Origin of the sequence: Breznakia pachnodae (assembly GCF_030814225.1) — a bacterium.
GTDB lineage: Bacteria > Bacillota_I > Bacilli_A > Erysipelotrichales > Erysipelotrichaceae > Breznakia > Breznakia pachnodae.
Window position 1 is genome coordinate 468,914 of record NZ_JAUSUR010000002.1, and the last position, 22,006, is coordinate 490,919.

The window sequence follows — 22,006 nt, forward strand, 5'->3', positions numbered from 1 at the left end:
TTAATAGTCTTGTTTGACTATAGCAGAAACTTGTTTCTAAGTGCATTTGGAAACTCTCAAGTTCCAAGTGAATATACTGAATCAGGTCTTATGCAACTTGTATTTGGATTAATTCTTGTAATGATAATTATAAATTTAGTTATCATACTATGGTATAAAAAAACGCATTAGATTTGATTTTCATTTAAGATGTGTTATACTACCCCTGGGAATGAAATCTCCCATGATATTTATCAAAACCGCAAAAGCTGATGATTTCTATACTTTTTTGAGTATGGATGTTATCAGCTTTTTTGTTGGCTAGGAGGTAGAAGTATGTTAACAAGTTTTGCATTGATTTTTGTATGTGGTGTAATCATGAAAGTAATTATGGAAAAATTAAATCTTCCAGGATTAATTGGTTATATGTTAGTAGGGTTAGTATTAGGACCACAGTTATTAAATGTGATAGATTCTAGTGTACTGGATATGTCGGCGGATTTACGACAGGTAGCATTAGTTATTATTCTGACTAGAGCAGGATTATCACTGGATATTAATACACTAAAAAAGGTAGGAAGACAATCTATATGTCTAAGTTTTGTACCTGCCAGTTTTGAAATATTAGGAGTAATTATTATATCTACACTTCTATTCTCCATGAATATTGCTGAAGCTGGTGTATTAGGAGCAGTATTGGCTGCTGTATCCCCTGCTGTTGTTGTGCCTAGAATGTTGAAACTTATGAAAGAAGGATATGGAAGTGACAAAGGGATTCCTCAAATGGTAATGGCTGGTTCCTCTGTAGATGATATCTTTGTAATTGTAATGTTTACCGCATTTACAGGCATTGTTCAAAATGGTGAATTCTCATTACTTAGTTTTTTAGGGGTTCCTGTTTCTATTGTATTAGGAATTCTTGTTGGTTTACTAGTTGGAAAAGTATTTGCACATGTGAATAAAGTGATGAATTTAAGTGGAGTATATTCTGTCTTATTCTTAATTAGTATTTCATTTTTATTACTTCAACTTCAAACACAAATTGAAGCTTGGATTCCCTTCTCTGGTCTGATTGCAATTATGGCGACTGGGCTTGGATTACGTCAAAATAACATTGAAGTATCTACGTCCTGCGAACATATTTATACGAAATTATGGAATGCTGCAGAAATCTTATTATTTGTATTTGTTGGTTGTGCCGTTCAGTTCCAATCAATTGAAAGCGTAGGAATTCTTGCGTTGTTAGTAATTGCCTTTGGGTTGGTATTTCGTATGGTTGGAGTATTTATCAGTGTCTTTGGTAATGCACTTGATACCAAAGAGAAATTATTTGTAGGAATTGCGTATATGCCAAAGGCAACTGTACAGGCAGCGATTGGTGCAGTTCCATTAAGTATGGGATTACCATTTGGTGCGGAGATTCTTGCAGTTGCAGCAATCGCTATTTTAGTTACAGCACCAGTAGGTGCAGTATTGATTGATAATACATATAGGAAACTACTTCATAAAAATGCCTGATTGGTCTTGAATTTCTTTACCAATGAACTATTTTAATAAACATATTGTATAATGGTTCTAGGGTTTAAATTATTCGACGAATAAATTCTAAAGAGGTGATAATTGTGGAAAAAGTATTAGATCAGCTTACTGGTGAGATGGGTAGTTTGTCAAAAGAACTAGATGATTGCCGTGAAATATTTGTAGCACTCGGTGATGAAAATCGTCAGTCTATTATAATGATGTTACTTAAGAAATATGGTGGTATGCGTGTAGGTGAATTATCCAGTCATATTGGATTATCCAGGCCAGCCACTTCGCATCATTTACGTATTTTAAAAGATGCTAGACTGATTGGGATGTATAAAAGAGGTACTATGAACTTTTATTATATGGGTAGTGAATCTGATCGATGGGCTTCGGTTATTGGGTTATTCTCACATGTTGATAAAATTATAACTGCATTTAATTATCATTCTGAAAACGGATTAGTATGCCCTGCAAAAGAGGAAGACTAGAGGTAATAAACAATGGAATTATTAGAAGCAATACAAAATCGTCATTCAGTACGAAAGTATTTAGATAAGAAAATAGATGAAACAACACGTAAAGAGTTAACTAGTTTCATGGATGAATGTAATCGTGAAAGTGGAATGAATATTCAAATTAACTATGATGAACCAACTGCATTTCAAAGTATGTTGGCAAAGTATGGAAAATTTGAAAATGTAAATAACTATATTGCTCTTGTTGGTAAAGATAATAATGAGTTAGAACAACTGGCAGGATATTATGGAGAAAAGATTGTAATAAAAGCACAACAATTAGGTTTAAACACATGTTGGGTAGCAATAAGTTTTAATAAAAGAAAAACCAAAAAAGTCATTAATATTAATAGTGGAGAAAAGTTACTGATGGTAATTTCATTAGGATATGGAGAAAACCAAGGTTATGCTCATAAAGAAAGAGAAGTAACTAATTTTTATACTGCATCTTCAGATGTACCACAATGGTTTCTTGATGGTGTGAAAGCTGCAAGTTTAGCTCCGACAGCCAGAAATCAACAGAAGTTTAAGTTTCATTATGATAATGGAATGGTAGAATTGACAAGTGGCTCAGGTATCTATTCGAAAACCGATATGGGAATTGTGAAATATCATTTTGAAGTAGGTGCAAAAGATGCCCAATATACTTGGAAATAGCACGTTTACTCACATTTTAGCAATTGCATAAAAAAACCTGTGACTATACGTACAAAGTTTGATATAATGGCGTAACGTAAAGTAATGAGGAGAGTGTATGCAAGAAAATAAAATGGGGACGATGCCAATCAATAAATTGTTGATTACAATGTCATTACCAATGATGTTATCAATGTTAATTCAGGCATTATACAATATTGTAGACAGTATGTTTGTTTCGCAGATAAGTGAAGCAGCGCTGACTGCAGTATCATTAGCATTTCCAATTCAGAATTTAATGATTGGAATTGCAACAGGAACAGGGGTTGGAGTTAATGCATTGTTATCTCGATACCTTGGAAGAAAAGAATTTGATAAATCGAATACAGTAGCCACTAGTGGAGTACTTGTATTGTTTATCAGTGCAATTGTATTTCTGATATTTGGGTTCTTTGGAACTCGTTTCTATTTTGAAATGCAGGATGCAGGTGCAGAGATTACTGAATTAGGAGTTAGTTATTTAAGTATCTGTTCGATTTTCTCAGTAGGAATCTTCTTAGAAATTGCATTTGAAAGATTACTGCAGGCAACAGGAAGAACGATGTTTACTATGACAACACAAGGATTAGGTGCAATCATCAATATCATTTTTGATCCAATTTTTATCTTTGGATTTGGACCAATTCCAGCATTTGGAATTGAAGGTGCTGCAATCGCAACCGTACTAGGCCAGATTATTGCCGCAATCCTTGCATTTATATTTAATATGAAATATAACCATGATGTAGATTTTAACTTTAAGAAATACAAACCAAATCTACACGTTATTCGTAAGATTTATGCAATTGGTGTTCCATCGATTATTATGGTATCAATTGGATCGATTATGTCATATGGAATGAATCAGATATTAATGGGATTCACAAAGAGCGCTGCTGCTTTCTTTGGTGGTGTATATATTAAATTGCAAAGTTTTGTATTTATGCCTATCTTTGGAATGAACAATGGAATTATTCCGATTGTTTCCTATAACTATGGAGCACGAAAACCAGACCGTATTATTCAGACAATTCGTTTAGGATGTATCTATGCAATTGGTATTATGATTTTTGGAACGCTACTGTTTCAATTATTCCCAGAATGGTTATTGAGTTTCTTTAACCCTTCAAAGGAAATGTTAGAAATTGGTGTGATTGGGTTAAGGATTATCAGTATTCACTTTGTGATTGCTGCAGTAGGAATTTTACTATCTACAGTGTTTCAGGCATTGGGTCATGGAATGTTGAGTCTAATTAGTTCGGCAGTACGACAACTGATTGTTTTACTTCCAGTTGCTTACTTATTGGCAAGAAGTGAAAATATTGACATTGTATGGTTTGCCTATCCGATAGCTGAAGTTGTATCATTATCATTATGTGTTTATTTCTTTATTAAGATTTATCGAAATGAAATATCAATGATTGTTCAAGAGGTGTAAAATTACATCTCTTTTTTTGATTTCGATATTTTTAAATGCGAAGTGATGAAAATAGCCATAGAATGCCTGCTTTCGCTCTTTTAGGGGTTACTTAAACATGATATAATAAGGAAGATTAAGGGGAAATTTTATGAGTATCGAAAAATATTGGAATCAATTCCTAAAAAAGAACAATTTAGATGAAAATACTACCTATATAGATGTGTTTCATTTTGATTTAACAGAGCGAGTTGCAAATGAGTTATTGCACTTGGTGTTAATCGGACAGAAGAAAGCAACATGTAGTAGTCTTTTGGCGTTTAAGGATGAAACAGTACCAAAGCCTGGGGATTACAGTATTATTACGGATTGGGATGGAAATCCTCGTTGTGTTATTCAAACTACAAAAATACATAACCTGAAATTTAAAGATATGACATTTGAGCTCTGCAGTAAAGAAGGTGAAGATGACAGTCTTGAGTCATGGAAGAAAAGTCATACCCATTTCTTTACAGAAGAAGGAAAGCAACTCGGTTATAGCTTCGATGAAGATATGGATGTTGTATTTGAAGAATTTGAAGTTGTATATAAATAGAAATTGAGGAGAATCGTATGTATCGAATAGGACAGTCTACAGATATTCATCGCTTCTGTGAAGGAAGGTTTATAACCCTTGGTGGTGTTAGAATTGATGCCGAGTTTGGCTTGGAAGCCCACTCGGATGGTGATGCATTATGTCATGCAATTGCCGAGTCGATTCTTGGGGCTCTTGCACTGAAAGATCTAGGAACACACTTCCCTGATACAAGTGATGAAAACAAAGGGCGCTCTTCACTTGAGATTCTTGGTGAAGTTGTAAAGATGATGAAGGATAAAGGATATGAAATCCAAAATATTGACTCTCTCATTCTGATTGAACAGCCAAAGATGGCACCGCATATTGATCAGATGAGTGAAAACATTCAAAGGGTATTGGATACAGATATTCAAAATATAAGTATAAAAGCAACACGTGGAGAGAAAATTGGCTTTGTCGGCAGAGGCGAAGGCGTGGTCGCTCAATGTGTTACATTATTAAGAAGGAGAAATGAAAATGAATAAAGTAAGAGTTAGATATGCACCAAGTCCAACAGGACATTTGCATATTGGTGGAGCGAGAACAGCGCTATTTAATTATCTGTTTGCAAAGCACTATGATGGAGATTTTATTTTCCGTTTAGAGGATACAGATATTGAAAGAAATATTGAAGGTGGAGAAGCGTCACAGCTAGAAAACTTGGCGTGGTTAGGTATTGTTCCTGATGAATCACCATTCCATCCAAATCCTGAATGTGGACCTTATCGTCAGATGGAAGCTTTGGATATATATAAAGGCTATGTAGATGAATTAATTGAAAAAGGATTGGCATACAAGTGCTTCTGTACAGCTGAAGAATTAGCTGAGGAAAAAGAACGTCAGGAAAAACTTGGAGTCGCTCCAATGTATAATCGTAAATGTTCTCATTTAACTGCAGAAGAAGTGGCAGAAAAAGAAGCAGCTGGTTTACCATACACAGTTCGTGTAAAGGTTCCAGAAGGAAAAACTTATACATTTAAAGATATGATTCGTGGTGAAGTATCATTTGAATCAAAAGATATTGGTGATTGGGTAATTGTGAAGTCAAATGGAATTCCAACGTATAACTTTGCAGTTACTATTGATGACCACCGTATGGGAATTACTCATGTATTTAGAGGTGAAGAACATTTATCAAATACACCAAAGCAATTGATGATATTTGAAATGCTTGGATTAACACCTCCAACATATGGACATATGACATTGATTGTAAATGAAAATCATAAGAAGCTAAGTAAGCGTGATGAAAGTATTATGCAATTTGTATCACAATACAAAGATGAAGGATATATTCCAGAAGCAATGTTTAACTTCTTATCACTATTAGGATGGTCACCAGAAGGTGAAGAAGAAATTTTCTCAAAAGAAGAGTTAATTAAAATATTTGATGAAAAGCGTTTATCAAAATCACCAAGTATGTTTGATAAAAATAAACTTATTTGGATTAATAATCGCTACATGAAAGCATTGCCATTAGAGGAAGTAATTCCATTAGCAAAACCATTCTTGGAGGAAGCATATGATTTAAGTAACTATAGTGATGAATGGGTTAATAAATTAATTGCGTTATATCATGATCAAATGTCATATGGAAAAGAAATCGTAGAAATATCTTCATTGTTCTTCAAAGATGATTACACATTGGATGAAGATGGTAAAGAAGTTATGAGTTGGGAAACGACACCAATTGTAAAGGCAGAGTTTGCAAACCAACTAAAAGAAGTAGAAGAATGGACTGCAGAAAATATTAAAGCTGCGTTAAAGGCTACACAAAAGGCTACAGGAATTAAGGGAAAACCACTTTTCATGGGATTACGAGTGAGTGTAACTGCTCAGGAACATGGACCGGATTTAACTCAAACAATTGAATTATTAGGAAAAGATTACGTATTGGATCGTTTGAGTAAATAGATTTTCATTATAAATTATGGAGGAGCAAATTATGGATGAAAACAATAATGAAGTAAAGAAGGAAATTAAGATTAAACAGCCTCCAGTATTATTTAAGGAAACACAAGAAATCTTAGATAAACTGGAAGCGAAATTAGGAATGCCACTGGTAGTATATTGGAACTCTTATAATGGTGGAGTTTGTGGAAACGATGTACTGGCATTTTATGAATTATTTAATAAAATTGGAAGAAATGAAAAAGTAGCATTGTTTATTAAATCAAAAGGTGGAGATGTTGAGTCAGCATTACGTATTGTAAACATTATTCGTAACTACAACAAAAATGTATTGGCACTGATTCCTCTTGAATCAGCTTCATCAGCAACATTGATGGCACTGGGAGCAGATGAAATTCATATGGGTCCATTAGCTTATTTAACACCAATTGATTCATCAACCGTGCACCGTCTATCACCACTTGATACGGTGAATAATCAAAAAGTTAGAATTGCACATGATGAAATTAAGCGAATTACAAAATTATGGAAAGATGATGAAAATGGTGGGCAGGTTAACCATTACCAGGAGTTGTATAAATATGTACATCCACTAGTAATTGGATCACTGGATCGTTCAAGTTCATTATCAGTTAAGATTTGTAGAGAAATTTTATCTTATCACTTAAATGATAAAGAGAGATGTAAAATCATTAGTGAACGTTTAAACAATGATTATCCATCACATTCGTATCCAATTGTATTAAAAGAAGTAAAAGAACTTGGTTTAGAAGCAAGTGAAATGGAACAGGAAACACATGACTTATTGCTTGATTTGAATAATTTATATTCGCAAATGGGAAGTAAAGCATTTACGGATTTTGATGAATTTAACTATCATGATAATCAAATCTTAAATATTTTAGAAGCAAGAAATATTCAATTGTATTTCCAAAATGATAAAGACTGGTCATACTTGAAAGAGGAACGTCGTTGGCAAGTATTAAACGATGAAAGTTACTGGCACAAGAATGAAGTTAGTGATGGAAAATTAGACCACAGTATCGTTTATATGGCATAAATCATTAGATTTATGAATGAGAGAGAATTGTGTAGTGTGAAACCTTTTCTATAAATCGGCAGTATTAATAATAGAGAGGTAGATATGGAAACAAAAAGATTAGTATTACGACCATTTCAAATAGAAGATGCGAAGCAGTTATACGAACTGGCAAAAGATATAAATGTGGGAACAAATGCAGGGTGGCCACCACATAAATCAGTTGAAGAATCAAGAAAGATTATAGAAACAGTCTTTTGTCAGGATGATCAGTATGCAATCTTCTTAAAAGAAACAAATGAATTGATTGGTGCAGTTGGACTGAGTCCGGATACCAAGCGACTGAATCCATGTATTAAGTCACTTGGGTATTGGATTGGACAAAAGTTTTGGGGAAATGGTTACGCTACTGAAGCTAGCAAACGAGTATTGATATATGCATTTGAAGAAAAGAAATTAAATGGAGTAAGTGTTGTTCATTTCTCTATTAATGAGAAGAGTAAAAATGTAATTTCTAAACTTGGATTTGTATATGAAGGAACACTTCGTTATGCATCCCGTCGTTATGATGGAGTTGAGCTGGATGATGTAGAATACTTAATGGATAAGGAACGATATGAAAAAGTAAAAGATGACTTGTGGAGGGAATAAATGAAAAAGCGAGTGAGATTATTTTCAGGGTTTTTAGCTCTGATTCTAAGTGTGAGTGTATTGGCAGGATGTGGAAGTGGGAAGGATGCAGAAGAAATTATTGATAGAGCTATTTCAGAATTAAAAGATGTAGAATCAATGACAACTGATATGGAAATGATTATGGATATGTCAGTGTCTTCTGGCGAAACAAGTATTAGCGCAAATATGGGGATGTCGCTAAAAGTTGATCAACTTATTGATGAACAGATTTCTCATGGTACTGGAAGTACAACAGTTTCAACATTCGGTATGAGTGAAGAAGCGGATATTGAGTTGTATCTTGTAAAAGAAGAAGGTGAATTAGTAGAATACAGTAAGACAGATGATGGTGATTGGATAATTGGTGATACTGGATATGTAAATTTTACGATGATTAATTCAAAAACTTTTTGGCAAGGATTCAAATCAGCAAAAAACCTTAAGCATACAGGAACAGGGGAAGTAAATAAGTCTAAAACAGAAATTATTGAAGGTAAAATTGATGGTGATACATTGGATGAAGCAATGTCACTTTTCTCAGCTACAGATAATGCATCCGCATCTTTATTTACAGGACTAAACTTTAAAGATACAGATATTGTGCTGGAAGCTCAGTTTTATCAAGATTCGGGATTGCCAGCAAGTATTTCGGTGGACTTAACATCGGTAATGGATGAAGTACTGAAGAGTGAAGAATTTAGTTCGCAAATGATGGGCATGGATATGGCTATTGATGAGTTCACAATGAATTTCACATTTGAAAACTATAATGAAGTAGACGATATTGAGATTCCTGATGAATTAGCAGATGCAACAATTGGTTATAATGACGATGATGATTATGACTATGATGATGATTATTCATACATAGAAGGAGTGGAAAATCCTACTGGACCTTGGCAAAGTTTTGAATTTACATTAAACCAAAAAACATATAAATTACCTGTAGCTTACAGTGAATTTACTTCAGCAGGTTGGGAAATTGACAGTTCTTCTGATTCACGCATTAAAGTAGCTGCAGAGTCTACAGAATATTATATAGATATTGTGAATGAAAAAGGTGATGTTATTTCATTATCATTCTACAATGACAGTAAAGAAGAAAAAGCAATCACAGACTGTATTGTGATTGGAGTTGAAGTGAATAATGAATATATAACAGATTTAGATTTTTCATTACCAGGTGGAGTTAAGATTGGTATGAGTGAAGATGAACTGAATAGTATTTATAAAGAATACACAGATCTTTATGATTCAACGTATTTTAAATCTTATTCTTATTATGGTGATAACTACTATGATATGGTATACATTACACTGTATGATGGAAAAATTGATTCACTTTCAATTGATCATAAGTAAAGGCAAAGCGCTCATTTGAGCGCTTTTTAAATTGAAAGTAGTTGCACTTCCTCCAATAAGAACATATGAATCTTTAAACTCCTTAAAATACGTTTTGAAAATATTTAATCCTCTAATCATTTTTATAAGCTCACTCCTTAAGTTTAGTTTTATTTACAATCTGCTTGAGTGATTCTTTAAAATCTAATTCTATGCGTACATCATGCTGATCTTCATTTGATAAACTTAAATATGCACTGATTGGGTCAATAGCTTTATCAAATAACTTGTCTTTAATTATATAGTTTAGAATTTGAATCACATTTGTAGTATCACTAATTATATCTAGATTATTTTGTGATAAATTCCTAAAAATATTATTATTTTTTTGGTTGTTGTAATCAATCTTACTAATTGCATAAATGTTATATATTTCAGGATTGATTTCACCATAGTATGAGAGTGCGTTTAATCCAGAAATCTTTATATCTTGAAGTTTTCCAATCATGTCTTTTTCGATATAAAAAGTTTTATATATAGGAGAAGTAAAATAAGAAAAGCTATTCTCAAAAAGCGTGTATCCGTGAGTATTAAATACTAGGTTTAGAGTTCTATTCTTTTTTGATAAAGTAGCTAATTGTGTAGAGGCTATTTCATTGAAAGCTCTTGTTACACTCATTCGAGATACTTTTAAATATTCTTCTATATAAATACTAGACTTTTCATGCCAGTTAAAATATATGGCAGATAAAACAATTTGCTGAGCAATTGGAGAAAAAGTGGTAATCTCTTTTGATTTCTCTTTTTCTTTTGTCAATAACAATCCAAGAAAAGGAAGAAACATATTTTCTTCTCCCATGACGAAAGGAATACGAAGTTTCAAAAGCTGCTTCTTATATCTTCCTATATACCCATCAAATAAAAGAAAACAATTATTGTCTACTAGTTCCTGATAAATGCTATATCTTTTTGTTAGTGTTCTAAAATCACAATTATCGATACTAGGTTGTAAACACATATAATTAGTTTCACCTATTTCTACAACATATATTTTAAATGTATTTTTAAGTACTAGATTTAAATTTGATAAATCCTGCTTTGAAGGCTCAAATACTTTTATGTTATCAAACTGCATTAAGTTTTTTAATCTAAGTTCAACTTCATTTTTATGTAACATTAAATCACCACCATAACTTTATCATAACATAAATATATCCATCTTAACACTATGATAGTTATGATTGAAGAAGTAATGTTAAGATGTTTAAATGATATTGAATGTCTTAACTATTTGATTCGTATGATAACTGGTGTATGATAAGAGTAGAAAGATAGATGCATATTATAAGATTTTCATTTTATTAATGGAGGCAAAGACAATGTTAGAAAATCAAAAAAAGAATGTCTGTTTAGTTGCTAAAAAAGCACAAAAAGAAAACTTATGTATTCATATGTCAGGTAATTTCTCTATATTGGATAAAGAAACAAACTATATAGTAGTTACTCCTAGTGGAGTTGATCGAGAAACATTATCTTATGACGATATGATTGTTATGGATACAAATGGAACTATAATAGAGAATAAATCAAATTTAAAACCAAGTAGTGAAACCCTTGTTCATATGGAAATATATAAACAAAGAAAAGATATCAATGCAATTGCGCATACGCATTCTTCTTATGCTACGACGATGGCAATTTTAAATAAGAAAATACCAGCAATTGTATATGAATGCGGTGTACTAAAACTAACAAAAGGATATGTTCCTATTGCGCCTTATGGAAGACCTGGGACAATTGAATTAGCGCAAAGTGTGATTGATGTATGTAAGGAAGCAGATGTATTTCTTTTAGAAAAGCATGGTGCGGTAACCGTTGGTAAAGATATGGATGATGCATATTTAAAAGCAGTATATCTGGAAGAAATTGCAAAGCTATATCATTTATCCTTAACAATAAGTGATGGTTCAGATATTAATCCATTTACTCAAGAAGAGTTAGATGCATGGAAATACCCAAGCAAATTCAAATAAAAAGCGTATTAAACGCTTTTTTTGTCTGCTGAGAAGTGAACTCCAGCTTTGATTCTTGATGTTGAGATGATTTCCATAACATCTCTTGTGTGTTGAAGTAATGCATTGTACTTATCCATATCGTTGTTATTAACAATATCTCTAAATGCTTCTACTTCATATGTCATATGCATTGCCTGTTCAATTCCAATATTATTTGATGAATCAACAGGGTTAGTAACACCAATCTGGTCTCCTTTTAGTGGAATGATTTCAACATTCTTACAAACACCTGTAGAACCTCCACTCATCTTAATACTTGCCTGATCTCCTTGAACAAAACATAAGTATTCACTAGATGAATCTTTCGCACCAATCAGGGTAGCAATGAAATTATCATATTTCATAATCATAACCCCACTTGTATCTACTCCATTGTATCCAATGTTTGGATGATATTCATAACTGTTAGGTTTACCAAACAAACCAACTGTAAAGTGGATATTGTATACATTAATATCCATAATCGCTCCTCCAGAGAATGCAGGATCAAACGCATTGCTTTGTTCATGGTTTTTATATTTTCCATAACGAGAAGAGAATTGAGAAAAATTACATGTTACTAAACGAATATCTCCAATATTTTTTAGGTTTTCTTTAATAATTCGGTAATTAGGAAGGTGAAGGGTAGTAATTGCTTCAAACAAGAACACATTGTTTTCTTTCGCTGTACGAATTAACATATCACACTCTTCCAATGTTGATGTGAATGGTTTTTCGTTAATTACATGTTTCCCTGCCTGCAATGCTTTTAAGGTTTGTGGATAATGTAGAGAGTTTGGAGAAGCAACATAAATCGTATCGATTTCTTGATCTGCTAACATCTCATCCATATCTACATAATATTTCTTAGCATTATGCTTTTGAGCAAATTCTTTCGCTTTTTCTTCACCACGAGAATAAACAGCTACTAACTCTACCCCTTCTGTCATCTCAATCGCTTGAATGAAGCGATCCACAATCATTCCACTGCCAATAGTACCAATTTTCATAAGACACCTCTTTCTTTTCTATACTATACTATAATATCCGTGATATACTGAAATTACAATAGGAAGTGATAATATGCTGAAAAGAACCAATGAAACAAAAGTAATGCGTGATGTTATACATGGTTATATCCATGTAAGTTTACAGATTATCTGGGATTTGATTGATACAAAAGAATTTCAGAGACTACGAAGAATTCATCAGTTAGGTGGAGACTTCCAGGTTTATCATACTGCAGAACATTCACGATTCTCACACTCACTTGGAGTGTATGAAATCGTTAGAAGAATGGTTCATGAAATACGCGATATTAGAGAGTATTTAAGTGAAGATGAAAAAGTATATGTAATGATTGCTGGATTACTGCATGATGTTGGACACTATCCTTTCTCACATGCGTTTGAGAGTATCTGTCCAATTCCTCATGAAGAGTTTTCTTCAAGAATTATTCTTGGAGATAGTGAGATTCATGAAGTACTGGTAAAGGCAGATCCAAACCTACCGGAAATTATTTCAAGTATTATTAGCTATAACCATCCAAATGATTTATTAAATCAAATCATATCTGGCCAGTTGGATGCAGATCGAATGGATTATCTGTTACGTGATGCCTATTTTACTGGTACCAGTTATGGGGCATTTGATTTGGAAAGAATCTTACGTACAATACGAGTAAAAGATGGGAAACTATTGGTAAAAGAATCAGGTATTCATAGTGTGGAAGATTACATTATGGCAAGATATCATATGTACTGGCAGGTATATTATCATCCAGTATGTAGAAGTTATGAGATGATACTGACAAAGATATTTGAACGATTACGTTATCTTTATCAACAAGGACCACAAAGACTGCAGAAAATTGAGATGTTTCTTCCCTTCTTAAGTGGAGAACCTAGTATAGAAGATCATTTCTATTTAGATGAAAGTGCAGCTCTTTATGGAATTGGCTTACTTACAAAAGATGAAGATGAGATTGTAAGTGATCTTGCGAAGCGTTTATTAAACCGTAGATTATTTGAATATGAAACGATTTATGATGAATCACAAATTCAAGAAGTTATAAAAAAATTAGAAAATCATGGGTATGATCTTGATTATTATTGTATAATAGATACGACGTCTCAAAGCCCATATAAACCATATGGTGAAAAACGAGGTCATGTGATTTGGGTATTAGGTGAGGACAATAACATTGCAGAGTTATCTTGCAAGAGTGTAATTGTTCAATCCCTTGTGAAAGGCGATATTAAGAAAGATAGAAAAATATTCTTTCCAAAGATGGATTAAGGAGGATACTTCATGTTTGATTTATTAATTGCAGGTGATACTACTAATGCTAATATGTTAGCAATTATCACAATTATCGCAGCAGCAGTAATTGTTGTTCTATTAATTTTATTTTTAGTTCGCAGAAGAAAAAAAGATAAAGAATAATCGTCCTGTTTTAGCAGGACTTTTTTAAAGGAGAAAATGATGAATATAGTTGTACTGGGATTAGGAAGCATTTCAAAAAGAATTATTCTAGGTATAAAAGAAGCAGAGGGTGCAGTTCTTTATGGTGTTGCATCTCGTGATAGAGAAAAATCATTACAGTATCAGAAAGAATATGGTGCACAAAAATTCTTTGATTGCTACGATGATGTATGGAGTGATAATCAGGTAGATTTAGTTTACATTGCAACTATCAATGCTCTACATTACCAGCAAATCAAAGAAGCATTAGAGAATAAGAAAAGTGTTCTATGTGAAAAGCCAATGGTTGCTAGTGAAAAAGAAGTAGAAGAATTATTTGCGATTGCCAAAGCAAATAATGTATTTCTAATGGAAGCCCACAAAGGTTTGTTTACACCATTGAATCAAAAGATAAAAGCATTTATAGATAGTGGTGAACTTGGTGATCTAGTTGCAATTGATGCTACTTACAGCAGTAGTATGTATATTGATAACAGCGATCATTCACATTGGGTGTTCAACTCTGAATTTGGTGGATGTACGTTTGATATCGGTGTTTATCCAATCAGTTATATTAATTATTTCGCAGGTAGTGATATTGAAGATATACATGTAGAACGAATAAAAGATAAACTAGATATTGAAATCTATTCCAAAGGTTTAATTCGCTATAAGAATGGTGTTGTTGGTATATTCAACAGTAGCTGGATTAGCCATAACGAAAACAATGGATTCATTTATGGAACTAAGGGTTACATTAAAACTAAGAACTTCTGGAAAAATAATGTTGCGGAGTTTGTAGATAACCATGGTAACGTTAAAGAAATTAGTGTGAAGTTAGTAAGTGATTTCAAAGGTGAAATTGAACATGCAATCTGGTGCATGAAACAAGGATATCTGGAAAGCCCTATTATGGGTGAAAAACAATCCAAAGAAATCTTACAAATCGTGAATCATAAATAAATTAGCAAGCAATTGCTAGTTTTTTTAAATTTAAATGGAAAGTTAACTTTACATTATTAAAGTAATATGATATCTTATAAATGTAAAGTAAGCTTTCCATTTAAGAGGTGATGTTTTGAAAAATCATTTAGAAAAAATTAGAAAAGCAAATAAAATTAGTCAGGAAGAACTAGCAGAAATATTGGAAGTCTCAAGACAGACAATCGGTTCTTTAGAGAATGGACGCTATAATCCATCTATTACCTTGGCATTTAAAATTGCACACTATTTTAATATGACAATTGAAGAAATATTTATTTATGAGGAGGAATCAAAATGAGAAAATATATAGTTATTGGAATCACAGGAATTATTATAATGATTAGCAGCCGTTATCTTGCGCGATTATTTCCTGATAATTGGTATGAAAATACACAGATGTTAATTCTTGCACTAGGCTCAATGATTACTGGTGCTTCATTTATGTCTTATGATCATGAGCGCAAAATGATGAAAAATGTAAAATATCGTTATGAAGTTAATGATGAGAGAAATATAATGATCAGAGAGAAAAGTGCATATATGGTAAACTGTATTAATATGCTTTTAATTGCAGGGATCGGTATTGTGTTCTTAATGTTAGATTTTCAGATTGCTGCTCTTGTGATTATTGGATTATTGATTATTCAACCAATACTGATGATAGTATCATCCAGTCGCATTAGTAAAAAAGTTTAAAAATAACCCACAGATATCTACTCTGTGGGTTTGCTGTTTTCTGATTCATAAACTGATTTAATAACTTTGCAGGGATTTCCTACTGCAACTACATTATCTGGTATTGATTTAGTTACAACACTACCAGCACCAATGACACTGTTCTCGCCAATAGTTACTCCTGGAAGAATAACTGAGTTACCACCAATCCATGCATTCTTTTTGATCGTGACCGGTTTACCAAACTCAATTCCATCTTTCCTTTGCTTTGGATCAATTGGATGACATGCTGTATAAATCTGAGTACTTGGTCCAATTAACACATAGTCTTCAATTATAATAGGACAAACATCCAACAATGTACAACCATAGTTCAACATTACTTCTTTACCTATTGTAATATTGTATCCATAGTCACAATGAAATGGCGGTTTAATCCAAAAGTTTCCACTTGTATTTAGTAACTTCTTCATTAATTTGTGCTGCATATTAATTTCATGAAACGTACTTGAATTATATTTCTGCAAAACACTTGCCGTGTGGTCACGTTCCAATACCAATTTAGGATTGCGGGCATTGTATAGTTCCCCATCAATCATTTTTTGTTTTTCGCTTTTCTTTATCATTGTTCAATTATAGCATGACTCCACTACGCATACAAAATCTAGTGGGTTCCCTCTAGTACAAGAGTAAAAGCTTCTTTCTCTTTATCTGCAATCTGTAGAAGTAGCTGTTGAACTTTTTCTCGTTCATCACTAATCTCAAGTAGATAGTCTACCAGCAGTTCATGCATTTCCTCAAATAGTTTTCCACTATTCAAGAATTGGTCACCAGCTTTTATCCATGCTGTGTTCTTCTCTGCTTCACCAAGTTCTTTCATAAAGCGGTTCATCTTATCACGTCCACCCATAAAGATACTCATCTCAGGTTCATCAATACCTAACAGACGATTCGAATATCCAGGAACAGTTCCCATAAAGTAGACCATATTCTTAATAATTTTCTTTGTCTCATCTACTCCGATTTCTTCATCCCATTTCAAAAATTCCTTTGCTAGCTTTTGAATTCCCTTGTAACCAAGAAACCCGGTTGGAGGACTGATAAATGTGGTTGCCTTATCTTTAAGAGCGGTATTGGCAATTGTCATAATATCTGCGGGTTTATCCATGCGAATTGTACATATAGTGTTTGGCTTGCTCATCCCAGGACATTCAACATCTAATGCAGCTTTTAGGTTCTTATAGGAAAGTTGCTGAAGATCTTCCTTTCCACAATCATAGAGATAGATACATTCTTTTTCATCATCATATCCAACCATCAATACATAGTGATAAGGAATATGATCTCCTTCATATAGTTTTGGATAGTATTCAAGATAGTACATATCAAGAGCACCAAGAACGACAGGATTCCCATTATCAATTTCTTTTTTTGCTTTCTTCATAGCCAGTTCAAAAGTCTTAGATTGAATATGGCGAAACTCAAAACCAACAATTGGTGCAAGGTATTGATACATTTGTTTGGTTCTACCATCTCCAAAAGATACCATTCGTTTAATATCTGCTGCGTTTGTTTTGATATAAGCAAATCCACCAAACCCACTCATCAGAAAAAAGAATTGATCAGGAATTGTAGTACCTGTGTGATTCATGTAAATATCTTCAATGCCATTCCACATACATTCGTAGTCATCTTTGTGATGCTTGAAATTTTCAATTATTTTCATGTATACCTCCGCTTCTGTTCTTCTAGAATATCCTAAAAATATTTATAACGTCAACACAAAAATAAAAAACTTCTATGACAAAAGGTGTCAGTGAAGTTTTGGTACAGTAGAATCGGGAGGAAAAGAAAAAGTCATTTCAAAGAAATGACCTAGATTTCATAAATAAACTGATTTTGTTTTCTGAATATTTCTTCTAAATGGATACACAGATCCTCGTAGTTTTCATAGTAAGGAAGTGTTGGGTTTACATATCCAAAGAAATATACATATGTTCTACCTTGATGATGAAAACGTATCGATCGTTTCTGATTATTCATATTGTTTCCATATTTTGGTGGTGTTACTTTTATGTTTTCTATTTGATTTACCTGAAAATGTTCATCATCAATTGTAATAGTTGTATCATTTACCATCAAGCGTGAAGGAATGTCCTTTGAGATAGCATTTAACTGCTTTCTAAAGGTAAAAAATGGAATTCCGATACACATTAATAGAATAAGTCCAACCATCATCAGGAATGGTGTAAACATCTCTGATGAGAATAAATCAAGTCCAGAACTAGATAAAAATATATACAGTCCAATTACAATAACTGCAGTAATTACAGTGAAGACAATCCATAGTTTTGTTTGTCTGCGATATTCTTTTACCAGCAACTCGTCTTTAGGAATATCATATACTACCTTTATTAGTTCTTCTGTATCAGTAGGTTGTGTTACAGGTTCACTTACTACCTGTTCCCCATTTCTTAATATATAAATTTGACCAATCAAATTTTGAAACTGTTTCTTAGAAAAACCACTACAGCGATAATCTTTCTGTTTATTATTAGAATGAAAGACACGTACATACAATGACTTACCAGCAGGTATTCCATTTACATAGTGATTTACAATGTATGATGAAATAGATGGCTCACGCATTGAAATCGTACGATATACACGATTGAAACGAGTAAACTTTATTTCCTCTTCATCAACACTAATTGTAATGTAATGAAACAATGCGTTAAGAATACCAACTACCATAGAAATAACCAAAAACATAGGAAGCAGTTCTTCATCATTTAGACCATCATTTGTGACAATGGCAAATAGTATAGTTAAAACTAAAATACTGACAAAAGCAGCAATTAAAAAATACGACAATAACTTATGTATTGAACTCTTATAAACACTCATCTTAATTCCCTCCAAAGAATACTATTATAGTATATTTTAAAATACTTGTTTATACAATAAGTACTATACTAATAAGACTAATAAATTAAGAAAATGGTTCTATTTGAATAGACAACAATATGCAAATAGTATGCTATAGTAAAGGAAGAGGTAAACAAAATGGAGAAAAGTAGGTTATTTCATATCTTATATTATTTATTAAATCATGGTAGAACGACAGCACAACAATTAGCGGAAGAATTTGAAGTATCTACTCGAACAATCTATCGTGATGTTGATCGCTTAAGTATGTCAGGTATACCGATCTATGCAAACTCAGGACATGATGGTGGAATTGAGATTGATTCCAGTTATATATTAGATAAAACACTTATTACAAAGGAAGAATTAGAAGGATTAATACAAATCATTGATGCTCTAGAAGATACAAACTATTATGATTTGAATCTAATTAATCAGAAACTAAAAAGTTTAACAAGTAATAATGAAACTACTTGGATGAAAATGAATTTAAATAAATGGGGTGATTATGAAGATGTTGAACAAGTATTGTTTAAACAGATAAAAGACGCAATCCTACACAAACAAACCATTTATATTGAATACTATAATTCAGCAGGATTAAGTAAACGTAAGATTGATCCTTACTATCTAGAATTCAAAGGTAGTGCATGGTATGTTGAAGGATATTGTCATAAACGACAAGCAACTCGTTACTTTCGATTATCAAGAATTACTCAATTAGAAGTATTAAAAGAAACATACGAATCAAAAGAACTTGAGAAACAAAAAAGCAAAATAAATGAAACGAATGAATACTATGAATTCATTTTTAGTGAAAAGAGTGCTTATCGTGCTTATGATACATTTGCGAAGTCAGCAATTAGTAATTGTGATGAAGGAGTATGTGTAAAAGTAAACATGCCAGTCAATGATTGGATCTATTCCTTTCTACTATCATTAGGAAATGAAGTGAAAATAATTGAACCAAAGTATATAAAGAAAGAATTACTACAACTACATAAAAATATAATAAGAAAGATGGAGGAAGAACAATGAATATCAAAAAAGAATTGAAACCATTTATCATGGAGCAGTATAATAATTATGAGGAAATCTTAAAAAATATTCCCGATGTAGAAATACAACCAGACAAAGTAAAAGCAATTATGATTAATGAAATAGTTGCCAATGATCCAAAAGACGACTTTTACAGCAGTGCACCAAATCCAATGTATCTGGAAACTACATTTCCACTGTTTGCACAAGCAGGAGTAGAAGTAGAAGATATACAGGATATCCTGGATTTAGGTATCTATATTACAAACGCTGTAAAGTTACCAAAGTTTGAGTATACAATTGAAACTAGTAAAATTAAGGAGCATATGCCAATTCTTGAACAAGAATTAAAACTATTTAAAAACTTAGAAGTTATTATGCTGATGGGAGATGTAGCAAAGAAATCATTTAATATGATTACTAAAAAAGATACAAAGAAAAATGCAGTCCCTTCTACTTCAACGTATAAGTTGAGAAACACCGAATTGTTTTATGAAGGAAAACGAATCTTCCCTTCTTATATAATGACTGGTAAGAATATCTTAATCGAGAAATCTAAATTTCAGATGGCATCAGAAGATATCTTTCATATGTTAGATATTATTCGATAAAAAGGAGCAAGCATGAGTAAAATATTAGACTTTAATACAATTTATAAACTAAACGAATATCTAAAAGAAAATGGTATTGATTACACTGTACACAGTGCTGGAGCATGTGGTGGAGAGAGTGCAGAGTTACGTCAGGTAGGAGATAAAGAAGTATCTTCCGACGAAATCTGCAAGGTAATCAATGAATATCTAAAAGATAAGTTTATGCAAGTAGCACCCATCTATGATGGTGCTTATGATATAAAAGTTATTTAATTTGAAACTTTTTAGTAACTTCATTCGTTTTACAGGTAGGAGGTATCTTTATGAAACACAAAAGATACATAATCACTACAGCGTTAGCTTCCCTTTTATTAATAAGTGGATGTAGTGATAATAATCAAAGTGCATATAATGATTCGTTGTTGAAGGCAAAAAGCATAACCATTGATACCAAAGAAATTGATGAACAATTTCAAAACAGTTATTATGATATGAGCCTTTCATTATTAAAACAACAAGATCTTAGTGATTCCAATTTAATATCACCGTTATCTATTTATACAGCCTTAGGAATGACAATGAATGGAGCTGATGGTGATACATTAGAAGAGATGGAACAAGTATTTGGTTTATCAAGTACTGATATGAATCAATATCTGTCTAACTACAGTAAAAACTTAGGTCAATATTCAAGTGCGAATTCGATTTGGCTTGAAGAATCATTTGCCGAGGGTGTAAAACAAGACTTCCTAAATGAAAACTTTAGTTTTTATAGTAGTGAAGTTTATAAAACTGCAATGGATGATAAATCAACAAAAGAAATCAATAATTGGGTTAGTGATAATACCAATGAAAAGATTAAGAAAATAGTAGGAAAACTTGATGGTTCAGAAAGAATGATTCTAATCAATGCAATTGCATTTGATGCAAAGTGGGAAACACCTTATGAAACCATAGAAGATGGAATCTTCACCAATTATAATGGAGATTCACAAGATACCTCTTATTTATCATCTGATGAAAGTAAATCCTATATAAATGAAAAAATGAGTAGTTTCACAAAAACTTATGAAGATGGAAAGTACGCATTTATTGCAGTACTACCAAGTGAAGAATACACAATCGATGAGTATGTTAATCAGCTTGATAGTGAGCAATTATCGCAAATTATTAAGAATCAAGAAAATCGAGAAGTATATACACAAATGCCAAAATTTGAACAGGAACAAGACTATCAATTAATTAATTCGTTAAAAAATCTTGGTATTGTCTCAGCATTTAGTGATAGTGCAAATTTCTCTAGAATGAGTGATAATGGCAATCTGCAAATCAGTGAAATTCGTCATAAGACATATATCAATGTAGATGAAGAAGGAACACAAGCTTCTGCAGCTACTTCTGTTACAATTAAAGAAACTGCTGCAATGGTCGAAGAAAATGAAGATATTATATTGAATCGCCCATTCCTATATATGATTGTGGATGTGGAAAATGATATACCAATTTTTATTGGAACAGTAAATGAATTATAAAACTAAAAATCCGTTTGTACATATCATCACAGTACAAATGGATTTTT

At 32.4% G+C, this 22,006-nt stretch carries 25 protein-coding genes and 1 riboswitch; of the genes, 20 read left to right on the forward strand and 5 right to left on the reverse strand.

Annotated elements, in window-relative coordinates; translation table 11 throughout:
* The first annotated feature begins 198 nt into the window (after window positions 1–198).
* A riboswitch (Fluoride riboswitch) is annotated at window positions 199–268 on the forward strand.
* 47 nt (window positions 269–315) lie between these two features.
* The 10 genes from J2S15_RS08100 (at window position 316) to J2S15_RS08145 (ending at window position 9,713) form a co-directional block, all read left to right on the forward strand.
* Window positions 316–1,497 (forward strand): cation:proton antiporter, encoded by a 1,182-nt coding sequence (locus J2S15_RS08100; RefSeq protein WP_307407146.1) that lies wholly within the window; start codon window positions 316–318, stop codon window positions 1,495–1,497.
* A 104-nt stretch (window positions 1,498–1,601) separates the two neighbouring features.
* The gene (locus tag J2S15_RS08105; RefSeq protein WP_307407147.1) at window positions 1,602–1,994 is read left to right on the forward strand and encodes an ArsR/SmtB family transcription factor; all 393 of its coding nucleotides are present in this window, start codon (window positions 1,602–1,604) and stop codon (window positions 1,992–1,994) included.
* A gap of 12 nt (window positions 1,995–2,006) precedes the next feature.
* The gene (locus tag J2S15_RS08110; protein WP_307407149.1) at window positions 2,007–2,678 is read left to right on the forward strand and encodes a nitroreductase family protein; all 672 of its coding nucleotides are present in this window, start codon (window positions 2,007–2,009) and stop codon (window positions 2,676–2,678) included.
* A gap of 97 nt (window positions 2,679–2,775) precedes the next feature.
* Window positions 2,776–4,134 (forward strand): MATE family efflux transporter, encoded by a 1,359-nt coding sequence (locus J2S15_RS08115; RefSeq protein ID WP_307407150.1) that lies wholly within the window; start codon window positions 2,776–2,778, stop codon window positions 4,132–4,134.
* A 130-nt stretch (window positions 4,135–4,264) separates the two neighbouring features.
* Window positions 4,265–4,708 (forward strand): ASCH domain-containing protein, encoded by a 444-nt coding sequence (locus J2S15_RS08120; RefSeq protein ID WP_307407152.1) that lies wholly within the window; start codon window positions 4,265–4,267, stop codon window positions 4,706–4,708.
* Window positions 4,709–4,725: 17 nt separating this feature from the next.
* Window positions 4,726–5,214 carry a 2-C-methyl-D-erythritol 2,4-cyclodiphosphate synthase gene (ispF, locus tag J2S15_RS08125; RefSeq protein WP_307407154.1) on the forward strand — a complete coding sequence of 163 codons (489 nt, stop codon included), beginning with the start codon at window positions 4,726–4,728 and terminating at the stop codon, window positions 5,212–5,214.
* Complete coding sequence (gene gltX, locus J2S15_RS08130; protein ID WP_307407156.1) at window positions 5,207–6,643, forward strand: glutamate--tRNA ligase; 1,437 nt, start codon at window positions 5,207–5,209, stop codon at window positions 6,641–6,643. Before ispF ends, gltX begins: the two co-directional genes overlap by 8 nt.
* Before the next feature lie 31 nt (window positions 6,644–6,674).
* Window positions 6,675–7,700 carry an ATP-dependent Clp protease proteolytic subunit gene (locus tag J2S15_RS08135; RefSeq protein WP_307407157.1) on the forward strand — a complete coding sequence of 342 codons (1,026 nt, stop codon included), beginning with the start codon at window positions 6,675–6,677 and terminating at the stop codon, window positions 7,698–7,700.
* Between the two features lie 84 nt (window positions 7,701–7,784).
* Entirely contained in the window at window positions 7,785–8,330 is a 546-nt protein-coding gene (locus tag J2S15_RS08140) for a GNAT family N-acetyltransferase (RefSeq protein ID WP_307407159.1), read from the forward strand.
* Window positions 8,331–9,713, forward strand: a complete 1,383-nt coding sequence (locus tag J2S15_RS08145; protein ID WP_307407161.1) for a hypothetical protein — start codon at window positions 8,331–8,333, stop codon at window positions 9,711–9,713. It abuts the gene before it with no gap.
* 130 nt (window positions 9,714–9,843) lie between these two features.
* Here the strand turns inward: J2S15_RS08145 and J2S15_RS08150 are convergent, their stop codons facing one another.
* A complete protein-coding gene (locus J2S15_RS08150; RefSeq protein ID WP_307407163.1) occupies window positions 9,844–10,869 on the reverse strand; it encodes a hypothetical protein in 1,026 nt (341 codons plus the stop codon).
* 202 nt (window positions 10,870–11,071) lie between these two features.
* Between J2S15_RS08150 and J2S15_RS08155 the strand changes: the two genes are divergently transcribed.
* Window positions 11,072–11,725 carry a class II aldolase/adducin family protein gene (locus tag J2S15_RS08155; RefSeq protein WP_307407165.1) on the forward strand — a complete coding sequence of 218 codons (654 nt, stop codon included), beginning with the start codon at window positions 11,072–11,074 and terminating at the stop codon, window positions 11,723–11,725.
* A gap of 8 nt (window positions 11,726–11,733) precedes the next feature.
* Here the strand turns inward: J2S15_RS08155 and J2S15_RS08160 are convergent, their stop codons facing one another.
* Window positions 11,734–12,756, reverse strand: coding sequence for a Gfo/Idh/MocA family protein (locus J2S15_RS08160; RefSeq protein WP_307407167.1), 1,023 nt, complete (start codon window positions 12,754–12,756; stop codon window positions 11,734–11,736).
* A 73-nt stretch (window positions 12,757–12,829) separates the two neighbouring features.
* Between J2S15_RS08160 and J2S15_RS08165 the strand changes: the two genes are divergently transcribed.
* From J2S15_RS08165 to J2S15_RS08185, 5 genes are all read left to right on the forward strand, one after another.
* Entirely contained in the window at window positions 12,830–14,044 is a 1,215-nt protein-coding gene (locus J2S15_RS08165) for an HD domain-containing protein (protein ID WP_307407169.1), read from the forward strand.
* A 12-nt stretch (window positions 14,045–14,056) separates the two neighbouring features.
* Entirely contained in the window at window positions 14,057–14,191 is a 135-nt protein-coding gene (locus tag J2S15_RS08170) for a hypothetical protein (protein ID WP_307407171.1), read from the forward strand.
* Between the two features lie 39 nt (window positions 14,192–14,230).
* Window positions 14,231–15,172: a Gfo/Idh/MocA family protein gene (locus J2S15_RS08175; protein ID WP_307407173.1), complete on the forward strand. Its 942-nt coding sequence runs from the start codon at window positions 14,231–14,233 to the stop codon at window positions 15,170–15,172.
* Between the two features lie 115 nt (window positions 15,173–15,287).
* Window positions 15,288–15,491, forward strand: a complete 204-nt coding sequence (locus tag J2S15_RS08180; protein WP_307407174.1) for a helix-turn-helix transcriptional regulator — start codon at window positions 15,288–15,290, stop codon at window positions 15,489–15,491.
* Window positions 15,488–15,889 (forward strand): DUF2178 domain-containing protein, encoded by a 402-nt coding sequence (locus J2S15_RS08185; protein ID WP_307407176.1) that lies wholly within the window; start codon window positions 15,488–15,490, stop codon window positions 15,887–15,889. The genes J2S15_RS08180 and J2S15_RS08185 overlap by 4 nt, the downstream gene beginning before the upstream one ends.
* A gap of 17 nt (window positions 15,890–15,906) precedes the next feature.
* Here J2S15_RS08185 and J2S15_RS08190 read toward each other — a convergent pair whose 3' ends face one another.
* From J2S15_RS08190 to J2S15_RS08200, 3 genes are all read right to left on the reverse strand, one after another.
* Window positions 15,907–16,467 (reverse strand): sugar O-acetyltransferase, encoded by a 561-nt coding sequence (locus tag J2S15_RS08190; RefSeq protein WP_307407178.1) that lies wholly within the window; start codon window positions 16,465–16,467, stop codon window positions 15,907–15,909.
* 65 nt (window positions 16,468–16,532) lie between these two features.
* Window positions 16,533–17,594, reverse strand: a complete 1,062-nt coding sequence (locus tag J2S15_RS08195; RefSeq protein WP_307407180.1) for a BtrH N-terminal domain-containing protein — start codon at window positions 17,592–17,594, stop codon at window positions 16,533–16,535.
* Window positions 17,595–17,743: 149 nt separating this feature from the next.
* The gene (locus J2S15_RS08200; RefSeq protein WP_307407182.1) at window positions 17,744–18,775 is read right to left on the reverse strand and encodes a hypothetical protein; all 1,032 of its coding nucleotides are present in this window, start codon (window positions 18,773–18,775) and stop codon (window positions 17,744–17,746) included.
* Window positions 18,776–18,934: 159 nt separating this feature from the next.
* Here J2S15_RS08200 and J2S15_RS08205 point away from each other — a divergent pair, with 159 nt between their 5' ends.
* Genes J2S15_RS08205 through J2S15_RS08220 form a run of 4 tightly spaced genes read left to right on the forward strand, consistent with a single transcriptional unit; the run spans window position 18,935 to window position 21,959 of the window.
* Window positions 18,935–19,834 (forward strand): helix-turn-helix transcriptional regulator, encoded by a 900-nt coding sequence (locus tag J2S15_RS08205; RefSeq protein WP_307407184.1) that lies wholly within the window; start codon window positions 18,935–18,937, stop codon window positions 19,832–19,834.
* Complete coding sequence (locus tag J2S15_RS08210) at window positions 19,831–20,445, forward strand: uracil-DNA glycosylase family protein (protein WP_307407186.1); 615 nt, start codon at window positions 19,831–19,833, stop codon at window positions 20,443–20,445. The genes J2S15_RS08205 and J2S15_RS08210 overlap by 4 nt, the downstream gene beginning before the upstream one ends.
* A 12-nt stretch (window positions 20,446–20,457) precedes the next feature.
* Window positions 20,458–20,700 (forward strand): RDAC family protein, encoded by a 243-nt coding sequence (locus J2S15_RS08215; RefSeq protein WP_307407188.1) that lies wholly within the window; start codon window positions 20,458–20,460, stop codon window positions 20,698–20,700.
* A 50-nt stretch (window positions 20,701–20,750) separates the two neighbouring features.
* The gene (locus tag J2S15_RS08220) at window positions 20,751–21,959 is read left to right on the forward strand and encodes a serpin family protein (RefSeq protein ID WP_307407190.1); all 1,209 of its coding nucleotides are present in this window, start codon (window positions 20,751–20,753) and stop codon (window positions 21,957–21,959) included.
* Window positions 21,960–22,006 lie beyond the last annotated feature (47 nt).

Bases quoted from the DNA above. Each gene is read 5' to 3' on its own strand.
- J2S15_RS08140 (WP_307407159.1), top strand. From the start codon at position 7,785: ATGGAAACAAAAAGATTAGTATTACGACCATTTCAAATAGAAGATGCG.
- ispF (WP_307407154.1), top strand. From the start codon at position 4,726: ATGTATCGAATAGGACAGTCTACAGATATTCATCGCTTCTGTGAAGGA.
- J2S15_RS08195 (WP_307407180.1), bottom strand. From the start codon at position 17,594: ATGAAAATAATTGAAAATTTCAAGCATCACAAAGATGACTACGAATGT.
- J2S15_RS08150 (WP_307407163.1), bottom strand. From the start codon at position 10,869: ATGTTACATAAAAATGAAGTTGAACTTAGATTAAAAAACTTAATGCAG.
- J2S15_RS08120 (WP_307407152.1), top strand. From the start codon at position 4,265: ATGAGTATCGAAAAATATTGGAATCAATTCCTAAAAAAGAACAATTTA.
- J2S15_RS08215 (WP_307407188.1), top strand. From the start codon at position 20,458: ATGAGTAAAATATTAGACTTTAATACAATTTATAAACTAAACGAATAT.
- J2S15_RS08110 (WP_307407149.1), top strand. From the start codon at position 2,007: ATGGAATTATTAGAAGCAATACAAAATCGTCATTCAGTACGAAAGTAT.
- J2S15_RS08185 (WP_307407176.1), top strand. From the start codon at position 15,488: ATGAGAAAATATATAGTTATTGGAATCACAGGAATTATTATAATGATT.
- J2S15_RS08220 (WP_307407190.1), top strand. From the start codon at position 20,751: ATGAAACACAAAAGATACATAATCACTACAGCGTTAGCTTCCCTTTTA.
- J2S15_RS08100 (WP_307407146.1), top strand. From the start codon at position 316: ATGTTAACAAGTTTTGCATTGATTTTTGTATGTGGTGTAATCATGAAA.
- J2S15_RS08175 (WP_307407173.1), top strand. From the start codon at position 14,231: ATGAATATAGTTGTACTGGGATTAGGAAGCATTTCAAAAAGAATTATT.
- J2S15_RS08115 (WP_307407150.1), top strand. From the start codon at position 2,776: ATGCAAGAAAATAAAATGGGGACGATGCCAATCAATAAATTGTTGATT.
- J2S15_RS08145 (WP_307407161.1), top strand. From the start codon at position 8,331: ATGAAAAAGCGAGTGAGATTATTTTCAGGGTTTTTAGCTCTGATTCTA.
- J2S15_RS08170 (WP_307407171.1), top strand. From the start codon at position 14,057: ATGTTTGATTTATTAATTGCAGGTGATACTACTAATGCTAATATGTTA.
- J2S15_RS08135 (WP_307407157.1), top strand. From the start codon at position 6,675: ATGGATGAAAACAATAATGAAGTAAAGAAGGAAATTAAGATTAAACAG.
- J2S15_RS08155 (WP_307407165.1), top strand. From the start codon at position 11,072: ATGTTAGAAAATCAAAAAAAGAATGTCTGTTTAGTTGCTAAAAAAGCA.
- J2S15_RS08165 (WP_307407169.1), top strand. From the start codon at position 12,830: ATGCTGAAAAGAACCAATGAAACAAAAGTAATGCGTGATGTTATACAT.
- J2S15_RS08200 (WP_307407182.1), bottom strand. From the start codon at position 18,775: ATGAGTGTTTATAAGAGTTCAATACATAAGTTATTGTCGTATTTTTTA.
- J2S15_RS08210 (WP_307407186.1), top strand. From the start codon at position 19,831: ATGAATATCAAAAAAGAATTGAAACCATTTATCATGGAGCAGTATAAT.
- gltX (WP_307407156.1), top strand. From the start codon at position 5,207: ATGAATAAAGTAAGAGTTAGATATGCACCAAGTCCAACAGGACATTTG.
- J2S15_RS08160 (WP_307407167.1), bottom strand. From the start codon at position 12,756: ATGAAAATTGGTACTATTGGCAGTGGAATGATTGTGGATCGCTTCATT.
- J2S15_RS08205 (WP_307407184.1), top strand. From the start codon at position 18,935: ATGGAGAAAAGTAGGTTATTTCATATCTTATATTATTTATTAAATCAT.
- J2S15_RS08190 (WP_307407178.1), bottom strand. From the start codon at position 16,467: ATGATTGATGGGGAACTATACAATGCCCGCAATCCTAAATTGGTATTG.